Source organism: Methylobacterium amylolyticum, assembly GCF_030700245.1.
GTDB lineage: Bacteria > Pseudomonadota > Alphaproteobacteria > Rhizobiales > Beijerinckiaceae > Methylobacterium.
In genome coordinates this window covers 1-17,685 of the sequence record NZ_JAUYZI010000039.1, presented here as the reverse complement: position 1 = coordinate 17,685, position 17,685 = coordinate 1, and the positions used below count along the sequence as shown (strand labels likewise).

Below are 17,685 nucleotides of genomic sequence, written 5' to 3'. Positions count from 1 at the left end.
ATGACGGAAGCAGGGGGTGAGATCGGGCGGCGCATCGCGCTGATCGGCGCGCCGGTTGAGGTCGGGACCAGCGAGCCGGGATCGCTGATGGGCCCGGCCGCGCTGCGCACCGCCGGCCTCGCGCGCACGCTCGCCGATCTCGGCCACGCGGTGACCGATCGCGGCGACGTCGCGCCGGACGTCCCGGCCGGCGCGCGCGGCTTCGCGGCGGTGACCGCCTGGACTCGTGCCCTGTCCCGCGCCGTGGCGGCGGCGTTGGACGCGGGCGAACTGCCGGTGGCGCTCGGCGGCGACCACAGCCTGTCGCTCGGCACCGTCGACGGCGTTCTCCGTCACTGCACACGAAATGGGCAACCGCTCGCCGTCCTCTGGCTCGATGCCCACGCGGACTTCAACACGCCTGAAACTTCACCATCCGGCAACGTCCACGGCATGCCGCTGGCCGCCCTGTGCGGCGAGCCGGGCTTTTCGGACCTGTTCGCCGAGCCCGCGCCGCCGCCGCTCGATCCGGCGCGGGTCCACCTGTTCGGCCTGCGCTCGATCGATGCCGGGGAGCGCGCGCTGGTGAGCGCCCGCCGGGTCGGCGTCACCGACATGCGCACCATCGACGAGTTCGGCGTGGTCGCGCCCCTGCGGCGGGTGCTGGAGCGGGTCGCGGGGGAGGGCGCCCACCTCCATGTCAGCCTCGACGTCGACTTCCTCGATCCCGCGATCGCGCCGGGCGTCGGCACCACCGTGCCGGGCGGAGCCACCTTCCGCGAGGCGCACCTGATCATGGAGATGCTGCACGATTCCGGCCTCGTGCGCTCCCTCGACGTGGTCGAGCTGAACCCGTTCCTCGACGAGCGCGGGCGCTCGGCGCGGGTGCTGGTCGAGCTGGTGGCGAGCCTGTTCGGCCGGCGCATCCTCGACCGGCCGACCCCGCCGGTCGCGGCCGTGCCGGCCGAGCCCCCCGCCCGCGCCTGAGTCACGTGTCGGGACCTGCGATGCACGGCAGCCTCGACCCGAACCCGGTCCGCGCGGATCCGGCGCCGCGGCGGCAGCGCTCGGACGGGCGGGTGCGCCTCGCCGTCGGCCCGATCGGCGGGGCGACGCGGATCCGGGATCTCGCCGAATCCGGACCGCTGCGCCTGCGCTTCCCCCGTGGGGATGGGGCGCTGGAGGCGGTGCTGGTCAACACCGCCGGCGGCGTCGCCTGCGGCGATTGTTTTTCGGTTTCCCTGGATCTGGAAGCGGACGCGGACCTCGTGTTCACCACCACCGCGGCGGAGAAGGTCTACCGCTCGGACGGCCCGGACAGCCGGATCGGCAACGCGGTGACGCTTGGGGCCGGCGCCCGGCTGGCGTGGCTGCCCCAGGAGACCATCCTGTTCGACCGCGCCCGGGTGCGCCGCCGCCTCGACGCCGACCTGACGGGCGATGCCGGGCTCCTCGCCGTGGAGATCGTCGCCTTCGGCCGCGCCGCCCGCGGCGAGCGGATCGCGGCGGGCTTGTTCGAGGACGTGTGGCGGGTGCGCCGGGACGGGAGGATCGTCTACGCCGACGGCTTCCGCCTGGACGGGGCGATCGGCGATCTCCTCACCCGGCCGGCGATCGGCGGCGGTGCCCGCGCCTGCGCCACCCTGCTCGACTTTGGCCCCGACGCCGAGGCGCGACTGGAGGAAGCCCGCGGATTCCTGGACGCCCTCGCGCCGCCGGGGATCGAGGCGGCGGCGAGCGCCTGGAACGGCCACCTCGCCGTGCGCGCGCTGGCGCCGGCCGTCGGCCCCCTGCGGAGCCTCGTCGGCCGTTTCCTCGCCGCCTACCGCGGCCTGCCGATGCCGCGGGTGTGGCAGAGCTGAGAAAGGCCGCCGATCCGGCTCGCGCGGCCGTTGCCTGCCGCGCCCGACCTCTGCTAGAGACCCGGCATCGGGGCTGTCCGCCAAGCCCCGCGCGGCCCGGCCGCGACGGATCACGGCCTCGTGGCGGAGTGGTTACGCAGAGGACTGCAAATCCTTGCACCCCGGTTCGATTCCGGGCGAGGCCTCCACCTTCTCTTTCATCTCCATCTGCCCGGCCCGCGGCCCGCGCCGTGAACCCGGACCCGGCCGGCGCGTTCCTGCCCCGTCACGGCAGGAGATCCCATGCGCCTTCCCCTCGCGGCCCTCGTCGCCGGCCTCGCCCTCGTCACCGCCGCGCAGGCCCAGACAGCCGCACCGGACGCGGCCGGCACCGCCGGCATGACGACGCGCCGCGCCCCGGATTCGGGGCCCGGGACGCCCGGGGCCAACCCGCCGGCCGCCTCGGTCGGCGGCGCCATCGGCGGCCGCGACGCGGCGGCGCAGACCGGGAGCCCGGCCGGGGACAAGCCGGCGCGCGGCTCGGAGTCGAAGTAGCGGTCCCCGTCCCCGAGCCCCGTCCGCAGGCGGCGCTTGCGCTCGCGCCGCGGGCGCTGTTCAAGTCGCCGTGCGGCCGCGGTTCGGCCGGCGGTCAGCGGAGACGTGCGGTGCGTGAGCGTGGATGGAGCGGGGCCGGCCTCGCCCGCGGGGTGCTGCTCGGAGGCCTGATCGGGGGTCTGATCGCCTGGGGCCTCGCGGCCCCGGCCCAGGCGGACTGCCTGCGGAAGATCTACAACCGGTCGAGCCTCGTCCTCGTGGCCCGCCAGGACGGCGGACCGCCCGCGACGCTGCTCCCCGGCCAGTCCCTGACGGTGCGGCTCGCCCGGCCCGGTCAGGTCGCCCTCTCCGCCTATTGCGGCGTCCCCGGCCCGAACGGCGCGCTGACGCCGGTGACCTCGGCGAGCTTCGACTACGAGGCGGTGCTCGACCGCTGCTTCTACCGGTTCGGCCAGCCGCTCTTCGTGCCGCAGCTCGGCCGCGGCTTCTTCGGCACGCAGGACACGGCGCCGTTCACGGTCAACAATCCCCGCCAGGGCGACGTGATCCTCGGGCCGCTCGACGCGCCGTCCTGCCCCAACGTGCTGAGCCGCGGAGGCTGATCGCTCAGAGATAGTGCCGGAACACGGTGTGGTCGGCCTCGGCGGTGCCGGGCAGCACCGCGGCGCCGCGGTTGGCGGACGACGGCCGCGGGCAGGTCCGGCGCGGGGCGGCCTCGCCCAGCGTCGCGCGGGCCGGGCCGCGGGCCGGGACGACGCGGAGCGCCGCCAGCGCGGGGTGGAGAAACCGGAACGGACGAGCGAGCATGGGGCGCCTCCGCCGCGCCGATCCCGACGCCGCGCCACCGTCGCACGGGCGGCGGCGGCCGGACGTGCCGGAGCGCACATCGCGGCCGCCGCGGCGGGGGGTTTCAGCCCCGGCGCGGACGCCGCCCCGGCGGCGCGGATCGTCTGGCGCGGGGGTGACGACGGTCCTATGCTGCGGGCAGCCGGAGTTCCGCGGGACGGCGCCGCGGGGCTCGCGGCGCAACGAGGACGTGCGTATGCTCACACAGACCAGCAGCTCGATCCTGCGCGGCGACCTCGGGGTCGAAGAGATCACCGAGACCGACAACGTCGTGCGCTGGGACGGCGAGCGCCTCTACGTCGAGCACGACGTCTACCACAACGGCCAGCTCGTCCACCGCAAGTACCGGCGCACCGTCACCGAGCCCGTCGCCCGGGCCCTGTGGGAGATCATCAACCGCGCCAAGCAGTAGGCGCACCGTCCCGTCAGGGCGCCGACCCCTCAGGCCGCGAGCGCTCCGGCCCCGGCCGCCGGGGCGTCGAGGCGGGCATGAGCGGCGTCGAAGGCGGCGCGGATCGTGGCGGTCGCGTCCTCGACCGCGACGAGGACGGTGAGCTTCTGGGCGCTGGCCCGGTCGGCGAGGTCGCGGGCGGTGGCGGCCAGCGTCCGCTCCAGGGCCAGAAGCTCCGCCTCGGGGTCGCGGCCGGCGTCGCGCGTCGCCGCGGAAAGGCGCTGCAAGGCGGCCTCCAGGGCATGACGCAGGACGAGCGTGCGCACGCGCTCCTGTAGGCGCGTTCTGTCATCGAACTTCATGGGGGTGTCCGCCGGTCTGCGAGCCGGCGCAGAGTGGCACCGCCCCGCGGGCGCCGCAGCCACCTTTTTGCCACAGGCGGGAACGGGCGCGGGCGGCGGGATCGCGGTGGTCACGGCTCCCGGGAACGTGATCGCTCCCTCGGTCTCCGCGGCCGTCCCCGCTCAGAAGATCTCGTGCACCGCGAGGCTGTCGCCGATGCCGCGCAGGCTGCGCTCCTGCGCCCGCACCCGGCGATTCGCGAGCAGCGCCGCGGAACCGGCATGGCCGACCACCGGGGCCGTGGCGAACACCGCCTCGGCGCCCGCGAGTTCCTGCACCCGGGCGGCGATGTTGACGGTCTGGCCGAAATAATCCTGCCGGTCGTTGGAGCTGACCGCGAGGCAGGGGCCCTCGTGCAGGCCGATCTTGAGGATCAGCTCGTCGGCGCCGCGCGCGGCGTTGAACGCGGCCATGGCGTCGCGCATCGCGAGCGCCGCGGCGAGCGCCCGGTCGGGGGTCGGGAAGGTCGCCATCACCGCGTCGCCGATGGTCTTCACCACCGCGCCGGACTGTGCGGCGACGATGCCTTGCAGGATGCGGAAATGCGCCCGCACGAGGTCGTAGGCGACGAGGTCGCCGACCCGCTCGTAGAGCGCGGTGGAGCCCTTGAGGTCGGTGAACAGGAAGGTGAGGCTCGTCACCTTCAGCCGCTGGTCGATCTCCAGCGTGTCGGTGCGGTAGAGATCGCGAAACGTCTGGTTGCTGAGGAGCCGCTTGGCGCTGAGGAACGGGCGCCGCCCGCCGATCAGCGCCTGGAGCGCCTCGTCCGCCGCGAACACCCCGGGCAGCACCCGCGCCGCGGTGCGGTTGTCGAGGGTGAGCCGCACCGGGCCGGGGCGCAGGGTGTCGCGCGTGGCGCAGCCGCGCGCGTCGGTGAACACCACCGTGATGTCCTGGCGCTCCCCGGTCGGCTCCCCCTCCACGGCGATGGTGTGCGTGGCGTGGGTGACGGGATCGAGCACGAGCGCCGGCGCGGCGAGGCGCAGGGACAGGATGATCCGCTCGCCGGCCCCGAGCTCGGCCGACTCGATCAGGGCGCGGCCGGCGAGCTGGGTGAAGGCGGCGGCCTCGGGGAAGGCCACGCCGGTGCCGAAGAAGATCTGCCGGTGGTAATCCCAGAACGCGAGCCCGGCGGGATCGTGGGCGGCGATGCGGCGGATCCGCGGGCTGACGCAGAAGCTCACCTCGACGGTGTCGTCGAGGACCGCCTCGGCATCGAGCGCGCAGAAGGCGCAGTGGTAGGCGTCCCCCCGCACGCCCTTCAGGGTCGCGTTGGCGTCGAGGATGCCGCCGCAGCTCGGGCAGAGCACGTTCCAGGTCATCTCGAACAGGCCGAGGCGGGCGGCGTGCAGCAGCGCGCCGATCACCGGCTCCTCCGGCAGCCCGCGCGTGGCGGCGAAGGCCAGGGCGTTGACGGCGGCCAGCTCCGCGTCGCTCCCGTCGCGGATCAGCGCGGCGAGCGCCGAAGCGGCCTCCGGCTCGGCCGCGCGGTTCAGACCGTCGAGGAGCGCGTCGGTGTCCTGCATGCGCGCATCCTAAAACAGAACGCGAACATGTGCATCCCGTCGATGGCCGGAATCACCGCTCCGTATCAGTGTCAGCAGGGCCTGATGGAGGGTGTCGGGCGGGACCGGCTTGTGAATGAGCGGGACGCCGCTGTCCAAGGCCTCGCGCAGGCGTGCGGGCGCCGTGTCGCCGGTAATCAGGATCGCCGGGACCGGACGGCCCCAATGCCGCCTCAGCATCGCGATGGCGTCGGCCCCCGTCAGGCTCCCGCGCAACCGGTAATCGCAGATCAGCGCATCCGGCGCCGGCTCGTCCGGGAGGCGCGCGATGGCCTCGCCCGGCATCTCGAAGGCCCGGCATCGACAGCCCCAGCCGGAGAGGAGCGCCACCATCGCCCCGCGCACGATCGCGTCGTCATCGACGATCAGGATGCGCGCTCCCGCCAATGCGCCGCTCGCCGGGCGGTCGGACGGGTGATCGGCGTCGGCCTTCGGCTCGACGGTGATCGCCCGGGGCACGCGGATGCGGAACACGCTGCCGCGCCCCTCGCGCGACGCGAGCGAGAGCGGGTGGTCCAGGGCGGTGGCGAGCCCGCGCGCGATCGCCAGACCCAGCCCGAGCCCCTTGCGGCGGTCGCGTTCGGGGTTTCCGAGCTGGTGGAACTCGCGGAAGATCTCCTCCCGCTGGTCGTCCGGGATGCCGATGCCGGTATCGTAGACCTCGATCGACACACCCGTGCCGCGGCGGCGGCAACCGATCAGGAGACCGCCCCGATCCGTGTAGCGGATCGCGTTGAGGACGAGGTTGCGCAGGACGGGTTCCAGCAGCGCGGCGTCCGAGAGAATCGCGAGATCGGTCGGCCGCACGCGGTAGATGAGCTGCTTGGCATCGGCCAGGTGGGCGAGGTCGTTCTCGATCTTGTCCAGGAGCGGCTGGAGTTCGAACGCGGCCGGCCGCGGCGTGACGACGCCCGCTTCGAGGCGCGAGAAATCCAAGAGCGTGTCGAGCATGTCGGTGGAGGCGAGGGTGGCGGCCTGGGCGCTCTGGACGATGCCCCGCTGACCGCTCGCCAGATCGGTCTGGCTCAGCGCCTGGAGGAAAAGGCCGAGGGCGTGGATGGGTTGGCGCAGGTCGTGGCTGGCCGCGGCGAGGAACTGCGACTTGGCGGCGTTGGCGCGCTCGGCGTCCTGGCGGGCGCGGTGCGCCGCGCCGGTTTCCGCGCGCAACCGCTCGATGAGGGCGGTATTCTCGAAGCGGAGCGTGATCGCCTCACGGACGCGGCGGCTGGCGAGGACGACCTGGCCGTACTGGCCGACCACGAAGAGGATCGAGCAGAGTGCCAGGGCGTGGTAGGGCATGCCGCCCAGCGACCACAGGGCGGTGACCGCCAGTATCGCTATGGGGACGACGAGCGCCAGATAGAGATGGCGCCGGGGCGCCAGCAGCGAGACGCCGTTGCTGCACGCCGCGCCCATCAGCGACAGGGTGAGGATGCTGACCTCCGGCACCCGGAGGGGGAGCGCGATCCAGAGCAGAGACCCCAGGATCGAGCCCTCGACGACCTTGCTCAGGAAGAGGATGCGCTCGACGCGGCGATCGTGGGCGGGGTGGCTCGCGCCGCGCCGCGCACGATACGCGAACACGGCCGCCGAGATCCGCTCGACCAAGAAGGCGGCATACCAGCCGACCAGGACGGCGTGCGGCACGAGCGTCCACAGCACGACGAGCATCAGCGTCGCGACCAGGAAGCCGACCGCGACCGACTGCGCGACGCCCTCCAGCACGAGCCGCAACTGCTCGGCGTGGACGCGATCGTCCCGCGCCCCGGTCACCGGATCAGGCCAAGCTGCCGCGCCCTGAAGATGGCCTCCGCGCGCCGGGCGACGCCCAGGACCGCCAGCAGCCCCTGGATGTGGCCGCGGACCGTGTGCTCCGACAGGCCGAGCCGGCGGCCGATCATCTTGTTCGACAGCCCGCGTCCGAGCAGAGCGAGCACATCGATCTGCCGGGGCGTCAGCGACGGGCAAGCGCCGCAGACGGGCGATGACGCGGCGGCCGGGCCCAGCATCTCGCGCAACACCGCCATCATCCGCTCGGGCCGATCCGCCTTGGACAGGAACGCGACGGCTCCCTGGGCGAGCGCGGCGCCGACCGTGCTCGGCAGGTCCTGCCCGGAGACGACGACGATGCGGGCCGCGGGCCATCGGTGCCGGAGCAGGCTCATGCCCCGGAGGCCGTCGATGCCCGGCAGTTGGATGTCGAGGAGGATCACGCTCGGCGCGATGGCGTCGGTCGACAGCGCCTCGTCCAGCGAGGCGCTGTCGCGGATGGGAACATCGACGAACGCCGTCGACAGCATGGCCACGATGCCGGACCGGAACAACGCGTGGTCGTCGATGATGAGGATCGCTTCCCGCGCCATAGAGCGTCAGTCTAGCGGCAATGCAGGGGCGGTGTCACGGCGCGTCGACCCGTGCCTGACCAGTCCATATGGACTGGTGCACGATCCCGCAACGAACGGCTAAGGTTGTCTCGACGGACCTGATCGTCACCGCCGCCTCGCGCCTCGACCCCTCTCGACGTTCCCCGCCCGACGGGGATGCTCACGCCCTTGAGCCCCGATGTCCGACGACACCCGCGACAGCGCCACCCTCGGCTCGACCGGCGACCGTCGAGGCGCGCGGGCAGCGCAGGGGCGATACCTGCGCCGGGCGCTGGCGGCGAGCACGGCGCTGGTGACGGCGGCGCTGCTGCCGGGGGTGCCGGACCTCGTCGGCCTCCCGAGCCCGGCCCGCGCGGCCGGCGGCGCGGGCGGCGCCAGCAGCGACGGCGGGACCGGCGGCGCGGGGGGCACGGGCTACGTCGGCGGGTCGGCCGACCCGGGCCAGACGGGCGGCACCGGTGGCAGCGGCTACGGCGCGGGCGGCGGCGGCGGCAGAGCGGGCGGGGGCGCGGGGGGCGCGGGCGGCGGCACCGGGGCTGGCGCGGGCGGCGGCACCAGTACGAACCCGGGTAGCGCGGGCGGGGATGCCACGGGCGATGGCGGCGGCGGCGGCGGCCAGGGCGGCTTCCACGCGTCCGACTCCGTGACGCTGAACAACACCGGCAAGCTCACCGGCGGCACCGGCGGGGCGGGCGGCGGGGCGGGCGGAACCACCGGCGACAACGGTGGCGCGGGTGGGGGCGGAGCGGGCGGCTACGGTGCAGTGGTAACCGGGTCCGGGACGAGCGCCAGTCCGCTGGCCAGCAGCAACGCCGGTGCCGTCCAGGGCGGAAACGGCGGGGCGGGCGGCTCCTATGTGGGGGGAATAGGTTTCTTCCCTTACGGGGGCGGTGCGGGCGGGGATGGCGGCGTCGGCGCGTTCCTGGCGGGCGAAGACGTCACGTTCACCAACCTCACCAGCGGTACTCTGACCGGCGGCAGTGGCGGCAGTGGCGGCAGCTTTGGCTACCGCGTCGGCGGTGCGGGCGGGGCGGGTGGGGCGGGCGCGGCGTTCGCCGGCACGGGCGCGATCCTCACCAACAACGCCAGCATCACCGGCGGAAACGGCGGAAACGGCGGCGGCGGCTTCGGCGTCGGCGGTGCGGGCGGTGCGGGTGGGGCGGGCGCGGCGTTCGCCGGCACGGACGCGACCCTCACCAACAGCACCGGCGCCACCGTCACCGGCGGAAACGGCGGAAACGGCGGCGATGGCGACGGCGGCGGTGCGGGCGGGGCGGGCGGGGCGGGCGGGGCGTTCGCCGGCTCGGGCGCGACCCTCACCAACAACGCCAGCATCGCCGGCGGAAACGGCGGAAACGGCGGCTATGGCTACGACGTCGGCGGGGCGGGCGGGGCGGGCGGGGCGGGCGGGGCGGGCGCGGCGTTCGCCAATACGGGCGCGACCCTCACCAACAACGCCGGTGCCAGCATCACCGGCGGAAACGGCGGCAGCGGCGGCGGCGGTCCCGGGGCGGCCGGCGCGGGCGGGGCGGGGGTGAGCGGGCTCGGCCTGACCGTCATCAATGCCGGCACCATCCGGGGCGGCGCGGGCGGCGCGACCGGCACCGGCACGGGCGCCAACGGCGGCGTCGGCATCACCGGCTCCGACCTGACCATCGTCAACGCCGGCACCATCGCGGGCGGCCTGTCCGGCAACGGCGCGACACGGGCCAACGCCATCACCTTCACCGGCGGCACCAACCGCCTGGAACTCCAGGCCGGCTACACCCTCACCGGCGCCGTCGTCGTCCAGACCGGCAACGGCGCCACCGGCACGCTCGCCCTCGGCGGCACGCGCAACGCCAGCTTCAACGTCGTCGGCGCGGTCGGGCCGACGGCCCAGTACCAGGGCTTCTCCGCCTACGAGAAGACCGGCACGGGCACCTGGACGCTCACCGGCACGACCGCCGCCGTCACGCCCTGGACGATCAACCAGGGCACCCTGGCGGTCTCGCGGGACGACAACCTCGGCGCGAGCGCGGGGGCACTGGCCTTCGGCGGCGGCACGCTAGCCACCACCGCGAGCTTCGCCATAACCCGCAACGCCGCGCTGAATGCCGGTGGCGGCACCGTCGCCCCGGCGGCGGGCACGACCCTGACCTGGGGCGGCGCGATCTCCGGCCCGGGCGCCCTGACCAAGGCCGGGACCGGCACGCTGGTGCTGACGGGCGCCAACGACTACACCGGCGCCACCACGGTCTCGCGCGGCGCACTCAATATCCGCAACGCCACAGCGCTGGGCGCGGCGGCGGCAGGCACGGCGGTGTCGTCGGGGGCGGCGCTGGAGTTGCAGGGCGGGATCAAGGTGGAGGCCGAGGCGCTGTCGCTGGCCGGCGCGGGCGTGGTCAGCAGGGGGGCGCTGCGCAGCGTCTCGGGCGACAACGAATACGCCGGGGCGATCACCCTGACCGGCGACGCCCGGATCAACGTCGACGCGGGCACGCTGACCCTGTCGGGGACGATCGCCGGCGCGGGGCCCAATCAAGGCCTGACGCTGGGCGGGGCGGGCAACGGCACCCTGTCCGGCACCGCCGCCGGCAGCCTCGACACCCTCGTCAAGGACGGGACGGGCACCTGGACGGTGACGGGCAAAGGCACGTTCGACCGCAACGCGAGCGTGAGCGTGAGAGGCGGCACCCTGCGGCTGCAGGAGGGCGGCACCCTGTCGAACTTCTCGGGCTTCGTCGACGCCGCCGGCACGGCGGCGGTGGCCGTGGTGACGGGCGCGGGCTCGACCTGGACCAACGGCGGCAACCTCTTCCTCGGCTACAGCGGCGCGGGCACGCTCACCGTCTCGGCCGGCGGCACCGTGAGCAGCGCCACCGGCACCCTCGGCAAGGACGCCACCGCCACCGCCACCGCGACCGGGACGGCGACGGTGACGGGGGCGGGCTCGACCTGGGACAACACCGGGGGCCTCACCGTCGGCAGCGCGGGCACGGGCACGCTCACCGTCCAGGACGGCGGCCACGTGTCGAACGTCGACGGCGTCCTCGGCCTCAGCCTCAACGCGACCGGGACGGCGAAGGTGACGGACCCGGGCTCGACCTGGACCAACCGCGGCTACCTCTACGTCGGCAACCTCGGCAAGGGCACGCTCACCGTCGCCGCCGGCGGCGGCGTCGAGAACACGGATGGCGTGCTCGGCGGCTTCGACGGCTCGTCGACCGGCACGGCGACGGTCACGGGCGCCGGCTCGACCTGGACCAACAGCGCCAGCCTGACCGTCGGCAACCGCGGCACGGGCACGCTGACGATCGCCGAGGGCGGGACGGTGTCGGTCGGCGGCGGCACCGGCACGGTGACGGTCGCGAGCCAGGTCCGGTCGACCGGCACCCTGAACATCGGCGCGGCCGACGGCCAGACGGCGGTCGCCGCCGGCAGGCTGCAAGCCGGCAGGGTGGCGTTCGGCGCGGGCAACGGCACGCTGGTCTTCAACCACACCGCCCCCGCCGCCGCACCCCTGACCTTCGCTCCCGCCATCATCGGCAACGGCAGCGTCAAACAGATCGCCGGCACCACCGTGCTGACCGGGGCCAACACCTACACGGGCGGCACCACGATCAGCGCCGGTACGGTGCAGCTCAACCACGTGACAGGTGAGATCATCGACGCGGCCGGCACCGGCACGATCACGGTCGGCAATGCCGCGCTCGAACTCGCCCAGACCGGAACTCTGGCGAACAGCCTCACCCTGAACGGCTCGACCGCCTCGCGCATCGGGGCCGCCCCCGGCACCATTGTGACGCTCACCGGCCCCTTCTACGGGGCTGGAGCGCCGCGGGTCATCTTCGGTTCGGCGACCGATACGGGAACTCTCGTGTTCGCGGCGAACGGCGGCAGTACCAACGGTGGTCAAACTTATGAGATTGCTGGCGGGACGCTGCGTTCGGGAGGTTTCCTTCCTTCTGCCCTCGAATCCATTGCTGCGACCCAGATCGACGCGGGCGGGACGCTCGACCTCAATGGCATCGACACCACGATCCGCAACTTGCAGGGCGGAACTACCACCACCGGCGGCGTGCTGACCAACGCCGTCGGCGCGACCACCACGATCGGCGGCGGTCGCTTCGCCGGCCAGATCAACGGCGGGGGCAACGTCACCTTCTCCGCCCCCGTGCCCGGCTTTCACACCGGCATCACCACCCTGTCGGGCACGAACGGCTACACGGGTGCGACCACGATCGGCGCGGGCGCCACACTGAACCTATCGGGCTCGGGCTCGATCAGCCAGTCGCGCGGCGTGGCCAACAACGGCACCTTCGACATCTCCGGCACCGCCGCGGGCACTTCGATCAGGACCCTGTCGGGCACCGGCGGCACGACGCTCGGCGCGCAGACCCTGACCATCACCGCCGGCTCGACCAGCTACGGCGGCGTCATGAGCGGTACGGGCGGCCTGACCGTGACCGGCGGTACGCAGACGCTGACCGGCGCCAACACCTACACCGGGGCGACCAGGATCACCGGCGGCACGCTCGCGTTGTCGCTCGGCGGCTCGATCGGCGCCTCCAGCACCGTGGCGCTGGCCACCGGCGCCACCTTCGACATCTCCGGGCACACCGGTGGCGCGTCGATCACCGGATTGTCGAACACCGCCGCCGGCCAAACCGGCACGGTCACGCTCGGGGCCAACACCCTGACGCTCACCGCCGCCAATGCGGAGTTCGGGGGGACCATCTCCGGCACCGGCGGCCTGACGCTGACCGGCGGTACTCAGACGCTGTCCGGCGCCAACGCCTATGCCGGCGGCACCAGCGTCACCGGCGGCACGCTGGCGCTGACCGGGGCTGGCACGCTCGGCAGCACGACGGCCGCGACCACCGTAGCCGGCGCCACCGCCGTACTCGACCTCGGCGGCACCAGCCAGACGCAGGCCACGGTCGGCATCGGCGCCGGCGGCACGGTGCGGAACGGACGCCTCGCCGCGGCGGTCTCGTCCTCCGGCGGCACGCTGGCGTCCATCACCGGCCCCGCCTCGCTGTCCACCACCGGCGGCATCACCGTCTCGACGGCCAACGGCTACACCGGCGCCACCGCGGTCGGGGACGGCTCGACCGTCCAGGCGGGGGGCGTCAACGGCTTCTCGGCCAACTCCGCCTACACCCTGTCGGGCGCGGGCATCCTCGACCTCGCGGGCGCGAGCAACGCCGTCGGCGCGCTCGCCAGCGCCTCGACGGCGGCGCGCGTGACGAGCAGCGCGGGCGGAAGCCCCGTGCTGACGGTCGGCACCGCCGCCCCGAGCACCTTCGCCGGGGTGATCCAGGACGGGGCGGGCACGCTCGGCCTGACGGTCGGCGGGCCCGGCACCCTCGTCCTGGCGGGCGCCAACACCTACACAGGCGCCACCACGATCAAACCAGGCGCCACGCTGCAACTCGGCGCGGGTGCCACCGCCGGCTCGATCGACGCCACCGCCGCCATCCTCAACGACGGCGCGCTGGTCGTGAACCGCAGCGGCACCCTCACCCTCGCCGCCCCGATCTCGGGCACCGGCACGGTGACCCAGGCCGGCCCCGGCACCACGGTCCTGACCGCCCGCAACACCTATACCGGAGCGACCACCGTCGACGCCGGGGTGTTGCAGATCGACGGCGTGCTCACCGCCTCCGACGTGACGGTCAACCGCGGCGGCACGCTCAGCGGTTCGGGCAAGATCGGCGACCCGCTGATCAACGCCGGCGGCACGCTGGCGCCGGGCAGCACGACGAGCATCGGCACCCTGTCGATCACCGGCCCGCTCACCTTCGCGCCGGGCTCGTTCTACACCGTCAAGATCACCCCCAACGCCAACGACCGCACGACGGTCACCGGCACCGCCACGCTCCAGGGGGGCACGGTGCAGGTGCTGGCGGGATCCGGCACCTACACGCCGAATCTGCGCTACACTCTCCTCTCGGCCACCGGCGGGGTGAACGGCCGGTTCTCGGCCCTCCAGACCACCAGCAACCTCGCTTTCCTGTCGCCGTCGCTGAGCTACGACGCCAACACCGTCTATCTCGGCTTCGCGCAGACGGCAGCGATCACCACGGTGGCCTCGACGCCGAACCAGACCGGACCGGCGGCGGCGCTCAACGGCGTGGCGCCCACCGTGACCACGGTGGTGACCACCAACCCCGTCACCGGTGAGACGACGACCCAGACGGCGATCGGCAACGTCACCCCGGCCGCGCAGGTGGCGGTCGCGGTGCTGAACCAGACGGCGCCGGGCGCGGTGCAGGCGCTGAACAGCCTGTCGGGCGAGGTGCAGGCGTCCGCGGTCAGCGCGATCACCCAGACCGCCTTCGTGGTGCAGGAGGCGATCCTCGACCATCTGCGCTTCGGCGAGGGCAACGGCCCCGGTGGCTCGGGCTTCGGCGGTCCCGGCCTGACCGGTGCGATCGGCCAGCGCTTCGCCCCCGGCACGACGCTGCCGGCGATGTACACCGCGGACGGGGTCGGCGGCCCGGCGGTCGGGCTCGTGCCGGTGCGGCCGCTGCCGCCGAGCTACGGCGTCTGGGGTCAGGCGTTCGGGGCGTTCGGCGACGCCGGCGACCGCAACGCGGCGCGTCTCACCCGGCAGGTCGGCGGCTTCGTGCTCGGCGCCGAAACTGGGACAGGCGTGCTGGGCGGTGCCTTCAGCGCGTGGCGGGCTGGCGTGGCGGCGGGCTACAGCTTCACCGCCTTCGACGTCTCAGCGCGCCAGTCCACCGGTCAGGTCGAGAGCGGGTTCGGCGCCGTCTACACCCGCGGCCCGCTCGGCCCTCTCCAGATCCGCCTCGGGGCGGCCTACGCCGGCAACGCGCTGGACACGCGCCGCGCCGTGATCTTCCCCGGCTTCTCGCAGTCGGTGTCCGGCAAGGCCGGCGGCGACACCGTGCAGGGCTTCGGCGAGGTCGGCTACCGGATCGGCGGGCTCGCAGGGTACCTCGAGCCGTTCGTGGGCGGGGCGGCGGTGCACATCCGCCGGGACGGGTTCGCGGAGACCGGCGGCGCAGCGGCGCTGACCGTGTACGGGCGCAGCTACGACGTGCAGACGGCGACCGCCGGTCTTCAGGGTCAGGCTGTGATCGCCGATCTGTTCGGGGGGGCGGGCCCGCTGATGGCGCGGGGTCTGGTCGGCTACCGGCGGGCGTTCGGGGACGTGGTCCCGCAGGCGCTGCTGGCGTTCGGGGGCGGGGGCCAAGCGTTCCTGACCGCGGGCGTGCCGGTGGCGCGGGACGCGGTGGTGGCCTCGGCGGGTCTCGACTGGCAGGTGGTCCAGCGCACGACGGTGGGCCTCGCCTACAACGGTCAAGTCGGCGAACGGGCGAAGGACCACGCCGTCAAGGGCAGCCTCACCTACCGCTGGTGAGCGGCCGAGAACTCCGCCACCGCGCTCATGCGACTGAGCGAGGACGCACTGGCGGATCGATGCGCGCGGGAGGCGCATGCGCCCAGCCGCCTCGTCTCCCGCGGCCATCGCGACGCGTGAGCGGGTTTACAGACCTCTTGTCCGGAGCGGACCAGCGATGGGACGCGCGTCTCGCGGCGTGCCTGCCCGAAGGGCCGCCACCCATACGTCAAAGCCGCACGAAATCGTTCGACTGGACGAGATCGTTCGACTGGGCGTCTGCTAGAGCGAAAAGCTCAATGACATCGATGGTAGCGAGGGAGGGATTTGAACCCCCGACACAAGGATTATGATTCCTCTGCTCTAACCAACTGAGCTACCCCGCCACGGGCCGCGCGCGGCTCCTGACGGGCCGGGGGCGTCCTGCCGCGGGGTATAGGGAGAGGCGGCGCGCGGTGTCAACGGTCTCGTGCGCGGCGTCCTCAGCCCGGAACGGGTGGGCGCCGGAGGGCGCGGGCGAACAGGGCCAGCGCCAGCAGGAAGACGGCCAGCCCGAGCCACGCCGCGGCGGCGGCGAAGCCGGGGCCGGCCACCGCCAGGGTGGAGGAGTGGCCCGAGGCGGCATCGACCGCGGCGAGGCCGACGCCGACGAAGCTCTCGCCCACGAGGAAGCCGGAGGCGATCAGCACGCCGCGGCGCCGGGAGGCGTCCTCGGCGTCGGGGCCGGCCCGCCGCAGCCCGCGGGCGCAGAGGAACCCGAGCAGGCCGCCGACGCCGATCGTCATCTCCACCGAGAGCGGCAGGTACATGCCGATCCCGACGGTCAGCGCCGGGAAGCTCAGGCCCCGGCGCTTCAGGACGACCTCGGCGGCCACCGCCGCGGCCCCGACGGCGCAGCCGAGCAGCAGCATCGACCAGGGCAGGGTGTCGCCGACGATGCCCTGCGCGATCTGGGTCACCAGCGAGGCCTGGGGCACGGTCAGCGCCGTCCCGGGGTCCATGCCGTCGCGCGGCAGGGCCCCGACGAAGCCGTAGGCCTCGTAGAGGAGGGCGAGCAGCGGGGTGATCACCAGCGCACCGACTGCGACGCCGAGGATCAGCACCGCCTGCTGGCGCCAGGGGGTGGCGTCGACGATGCGGCCGGTCTTGAGGTCCTGGAGGTTGTCGTTGGCGATCGAGGCGGTGGTGACGATCACGGAGGCGGCGAGCAGCACCGCGGCCACCGCGAAGCGCTGCGCCTCCGGGCCCGCCGCGGGGCCGAGCACCAGCGGGATCGCCAGGGCACCGACCATCGCCGTGAGGATGCCGATGCCGGAGATCGGGCTGGTCGAGGAGCCCAGCAGCCCCGCGAGGTAGCCGCAGGCCGCGGCCATCGCCGCGCCGAAGCCGTAGCAGAACAGCACCGCCGCGGCGGCCAGCGCGTAGAGGGCGGTCCCGTGCAGGCCCATCGGCGCGGCGAAGCGGACGAACAGGGCGATCAGCGGCACCGCCAGCAGCGCCGCCGCGAGCGCCACCCAGGGCAGCGGCAGGTCGCGCTCCTGCCGCGGCAGGTCGCGGGCGGGCCGGCGGGCGGCCGTGAGCGCCGCGCGGACGCTTTCCCAGATCGGGGCCGCCAGCGCCGCGACGGTCCAGAAGCCGCCGACCGCGATGACCCCGGCGCCGACGAGCCGGACATGGGACCCCCACACCGCCTGCGCCGCCGCGCCGGGATCGGCGGCCGCCTCGGGCATGTGCGCGGTGAGGATCGGGACGATCACGCCCCAGGCGAGAACGACGCCGGTCAGCAGCGCGAGGCAGGCGCCGATGCCGACGAGATAGCCGATGCCGACCAGCGCCAGCGAGTACCCGGTGCCGAGGCTGAACGCGGCGCCGCCGACCTGGAAGGCGGTCAGCACCCCGTCGGCGAGGACGCGCAGCCCGTTGGTGGCGAAGGCCACGAGGCCGGAGCCCGCCGCCGCGGTCAGCAGGGTCGCGAGGCCGCCCCCGCCCGTGTCCTGACCGGTCTTGATGACCTCGGCGGCGGCGACGCCCTCGGGGTAGGGCAGGTCGGCCTCGACGACCAGCGCGCGGCGCAGGGGGATCGAGAACGCCACCCCCAGCCAGCCGCCGATCAGGCAGACGAGGCTCGTCTCCCAGAACGGGAAACCGTGCCAGTGGCCGATCAGCACGAGGCCGGGCAGCACCAGGATGACGTTGCACAGCGTGCCCGCCGCCGAGGCCTGGGTCTGGACGATGTTGGTCTCCAGGACCCCCGCCCCGCCCACCGCCCGCAGCGCCCCCATCGCGATCAGAGCCGCCGGGATCGAGGACGAGAACGTCATCCCCGTCTTCAGACCCATGTAGACGTTGGCCGCCATGAACACGACGGTGA

Annotated in this window: 12 protein-coding genes and 2 tRNA genes; 7 read left to right on the top strand and 7 right to left on the bottom strand. The window is 74.1% G+C overall.

The genetic code is table 11. The annotated features are described in order from the left end of the window. The 5 genes from rocF (at position 1) to Q8W71_RS23465 (ending at position 2,977) form a co-directional block, all read left to right on the top strand. Positions 1 to 966 carry an arginase gene (rocF, locus tag Q8W71_RS23485; RefSeq protein WP_305527838.1) on the top strand — a complete coding sequence of 322 codons (966 nt, stop codon included), beginning with the start codon at positions 1 to 3 and terminating at the stop codon, positions 964 to 966. Positions 967 to 986: 20 nt separating this feature from the next. Then, positions 987 to 1,841: an urease accessory protein UreD gene (locus Q8W71_RS23480; protein WP_305527837.1), complete on the top strand. Its 855-nt coding sequence runs from the start codon at positions 987 to 989 to the stop codon at positions 1,839 to 1,841. 114 nt (positions 1,842 to 1,955) lie between these two features. Then, positions 1,956 to 2,029: transfer RNA gene (locus tag Q8W71_RS23475), tRNA-Cys, on the top strand. Between the two features lie 94 nt (positions 2,030 to 2,123). After that, positions 2,124 to 2,375, top strand: coding sequence for a hypothetical protein (locus Q8W71_RS23470; RefSeq protein ID WP_305527836.1), 252 nt, complete (start codon positions 2,124 to 2,126; stop codon positions 2,373 to 2,375). Between the two features lie 110 nt (positions 2,376 to 2,485). After that, positions 2,486 to 2,977 carry a hypothetical protein gene (locus Q8W71_RS23465; protein ID WP_305527835.1) on the top strand — a complete coding sequence of 164 codons (492 nt, stop codon included), beginning with the start codon at positions 2,486 to 2,488 and terminating at the stop codon, positions 2,975 to 2,977. A gap of 4 nt (positions 2,978 to 2,981) precedes the next feature. On the opposite strand, the gene Q8W71_RS23460 is transcribed toward Q8W71_RS23465, so the two are convergent. After that, entirely contained in the window at positions 2,982 to 3,182 is a 201-nt protein-coding gene (locus tag Q8W71_RS23460; RefSeq protein WP_305527834.1) for a hypothetical protein, read from the bottom strand. Positions 3,183 to 3,417: 235 nt separating this feature from the next. Here Q8W71_RS23460 and Q8W71_RS23455 point away from each other — a divergent pair, with 235 nt between their 5' ends. After that, the gene (locus Q8W71_RS23455; RefSeq protein ID WP_305527833.1) at positions 3,418 to 3,633 is read left to right on the top strand and encodes a hypothetical protein; all 216 of its coding nucleotides are present in this window, start codon (positions 3,418 to 3,420) and stop codon (positions 3,631 to 3,633) included. A 29-nt stretch (positions 3,634 to 3,662) separates the two neighbouring features. Here the strand turns inward: Q8W71_RS23455 and Q8W71_RS23450 are convergent, their stop codons facing one another. The 4 genes from Q8W71_RS23450 to Q8W71_RS23435 all read right to left on the bottom strand — a co-directional run bounded on the left by Q8W71_RS23450 (position 3,663) and on the right by Q8W71_RS23435 (position 7,942). After that, entirely contained in the window at positions 3,663 to 3,974 is a 312-nt protein-coding gene (locus tag Q8W71_RS23450) for a hypothetical protein (RefSeq protein WP_305527832.1), read from the bottom strand. A 162-nt stretch (positions 3,975 to 4,136) separates the two neighbouring features. After that, entirely contained in the window at positions 4,137 to 5,540 is a 1,404-nt protein-coding gene (locus Q8W71_RS23445) for an adenylate/guanylate cyclase domain-containing protein (protein ID WP_305527831.1), read from the bottom strand. A gap of 9 nt (positions 5,541 to 5,549) precedes the next feature. After that, positions 5,550 to 7,352 carry an ATP-binding response regulator gene (locus tag Q8W71_RS23440; RefSeq protein ID WP_305527830.1) on the bottom strand — a complete coding sequence of 601 codons (1,803 nt, stop codon included), beginning with the start codon at positions 7,350 to 7,352 and terminating at the stop codon, positions 5,550 to 5,552. Beyond that, entirely contained in the window at positions 7,349 to 7,942 is a 594-nt protein-coding gene (locus tag Q8W71_RS23435; protein WP_305527829.1) for a response regulator, read from the bottom strand. The genes Q8W71_RS23440 and Q8W71_RS23435 overlap by 4 nt, the downstream gene beginning before the upstream one ends. A 199-nt stretch (positions 7,943 to 8,141) precedes the next feature. Here Q8W71_RS23435 and Q8W71_RS23430 point away from each other — a divergent pair, with 199 nt between their 5' ends. Then, positions 8,142 to 15,335, top strand: coding sequence for an autotransporter-associated beta strand repeat-containing protein (locus Q8W71_RS23430; protein ID WP_305527828.1), 7,194 nt, complete (start codon positions 8,142 to 8,144; stop codon positions 15,333 to 15,335). Between the two features lie 288 nt (positions 15,336 to 15,623). On the opposite strand, the gene Q8W71_RS23425 is transcribed toward Q8W71_RS23430, so the two are convergent. Both Q8W71_RS23425 and Q8W71_RS23420 read right to left on the bottom strand, forming a co-directional pair. Next, positions 15,624 to 15,700 (bottom strand) — tRNA-Met (locus Q8W71_RS23425). 96 nt (positions 15,701 to 15,796) lie between these two features. Further along, positions 15,797 to 17,685, bottom strand: a 1,889-nt coding sequence (locus tag Q8W71_RS23420; protein WP_305527827.1) for an OPT family oligopeptide transporter, incomplete at its 5' end; no start/stop codon positions are given.

Bases quoted from the DNA above. Each gene is read 5' to 3' on its own strand.
- Q8W71_RS23450 (WP_305527832.1), bottom strand. From the start codon at position 3,974: ATGAAGTTCGATGACAGAACGCGCCTACAGGAGCGCGTGCGCACGCTC.
- Q8W71_RS23470 (WP_305527836.1), top strand. From the start codon at position 2,124: ATGCGCCTTCCCCTCGCGGCCCTCGTCGCCGGCCTCGCCCTCGTCACC.
- Q8W71_RS23435 (WP_305527829.1), bottom strand. From the start codon at position 7,942: ATGGCGCGGGAAGCGATCCTCATCATCGACGACCACGCGTTGTTCCGG.
- Q8W71_RS23430 (WP_305527828.1), top strand. From the start codon at position 8,142: ATGTCCGACGACACCCGCGACAGCGCCACCCTCGGCTCGACCGGCGAC.
- Q8W71_RS23460 (WP_305527834.1), bottom strand. From the start codon at position 3,182: ATGCTCGCTCGTCCGTTCCGGTTTCTCCACCCCGCGCTGGCGGCGCTC.
- Q8W71_RS23445 (WP_305527831.1), bottom strand. From the start codon at position 5,540: ATGCAGGACACCGACGCGCTCCTCGACGGTCTGAACCGCGCGGCCGAG.
- Q8W71_RS23455 (WP_305527833.1), top strand. From the start codon at position 3,418: ATGCTCACACAGACCAGCAGCTCGATCCTGCGCGGCGACCTCGGGGTC.
- rocF (WP_305527838.1), top strand. From the start codon at position 1: ATGACGGAAGCAGGGGGTGAGATCGGGCGGCGCATCGCGCTGATCGGC.
- Q8W71_RS23480 (WP_305527837.1), top strand. From the start codon at position 987: ATGCACGGCAGCCTCGACCCGAACCCGGTCCGCGCGGATCCGGCGCCG.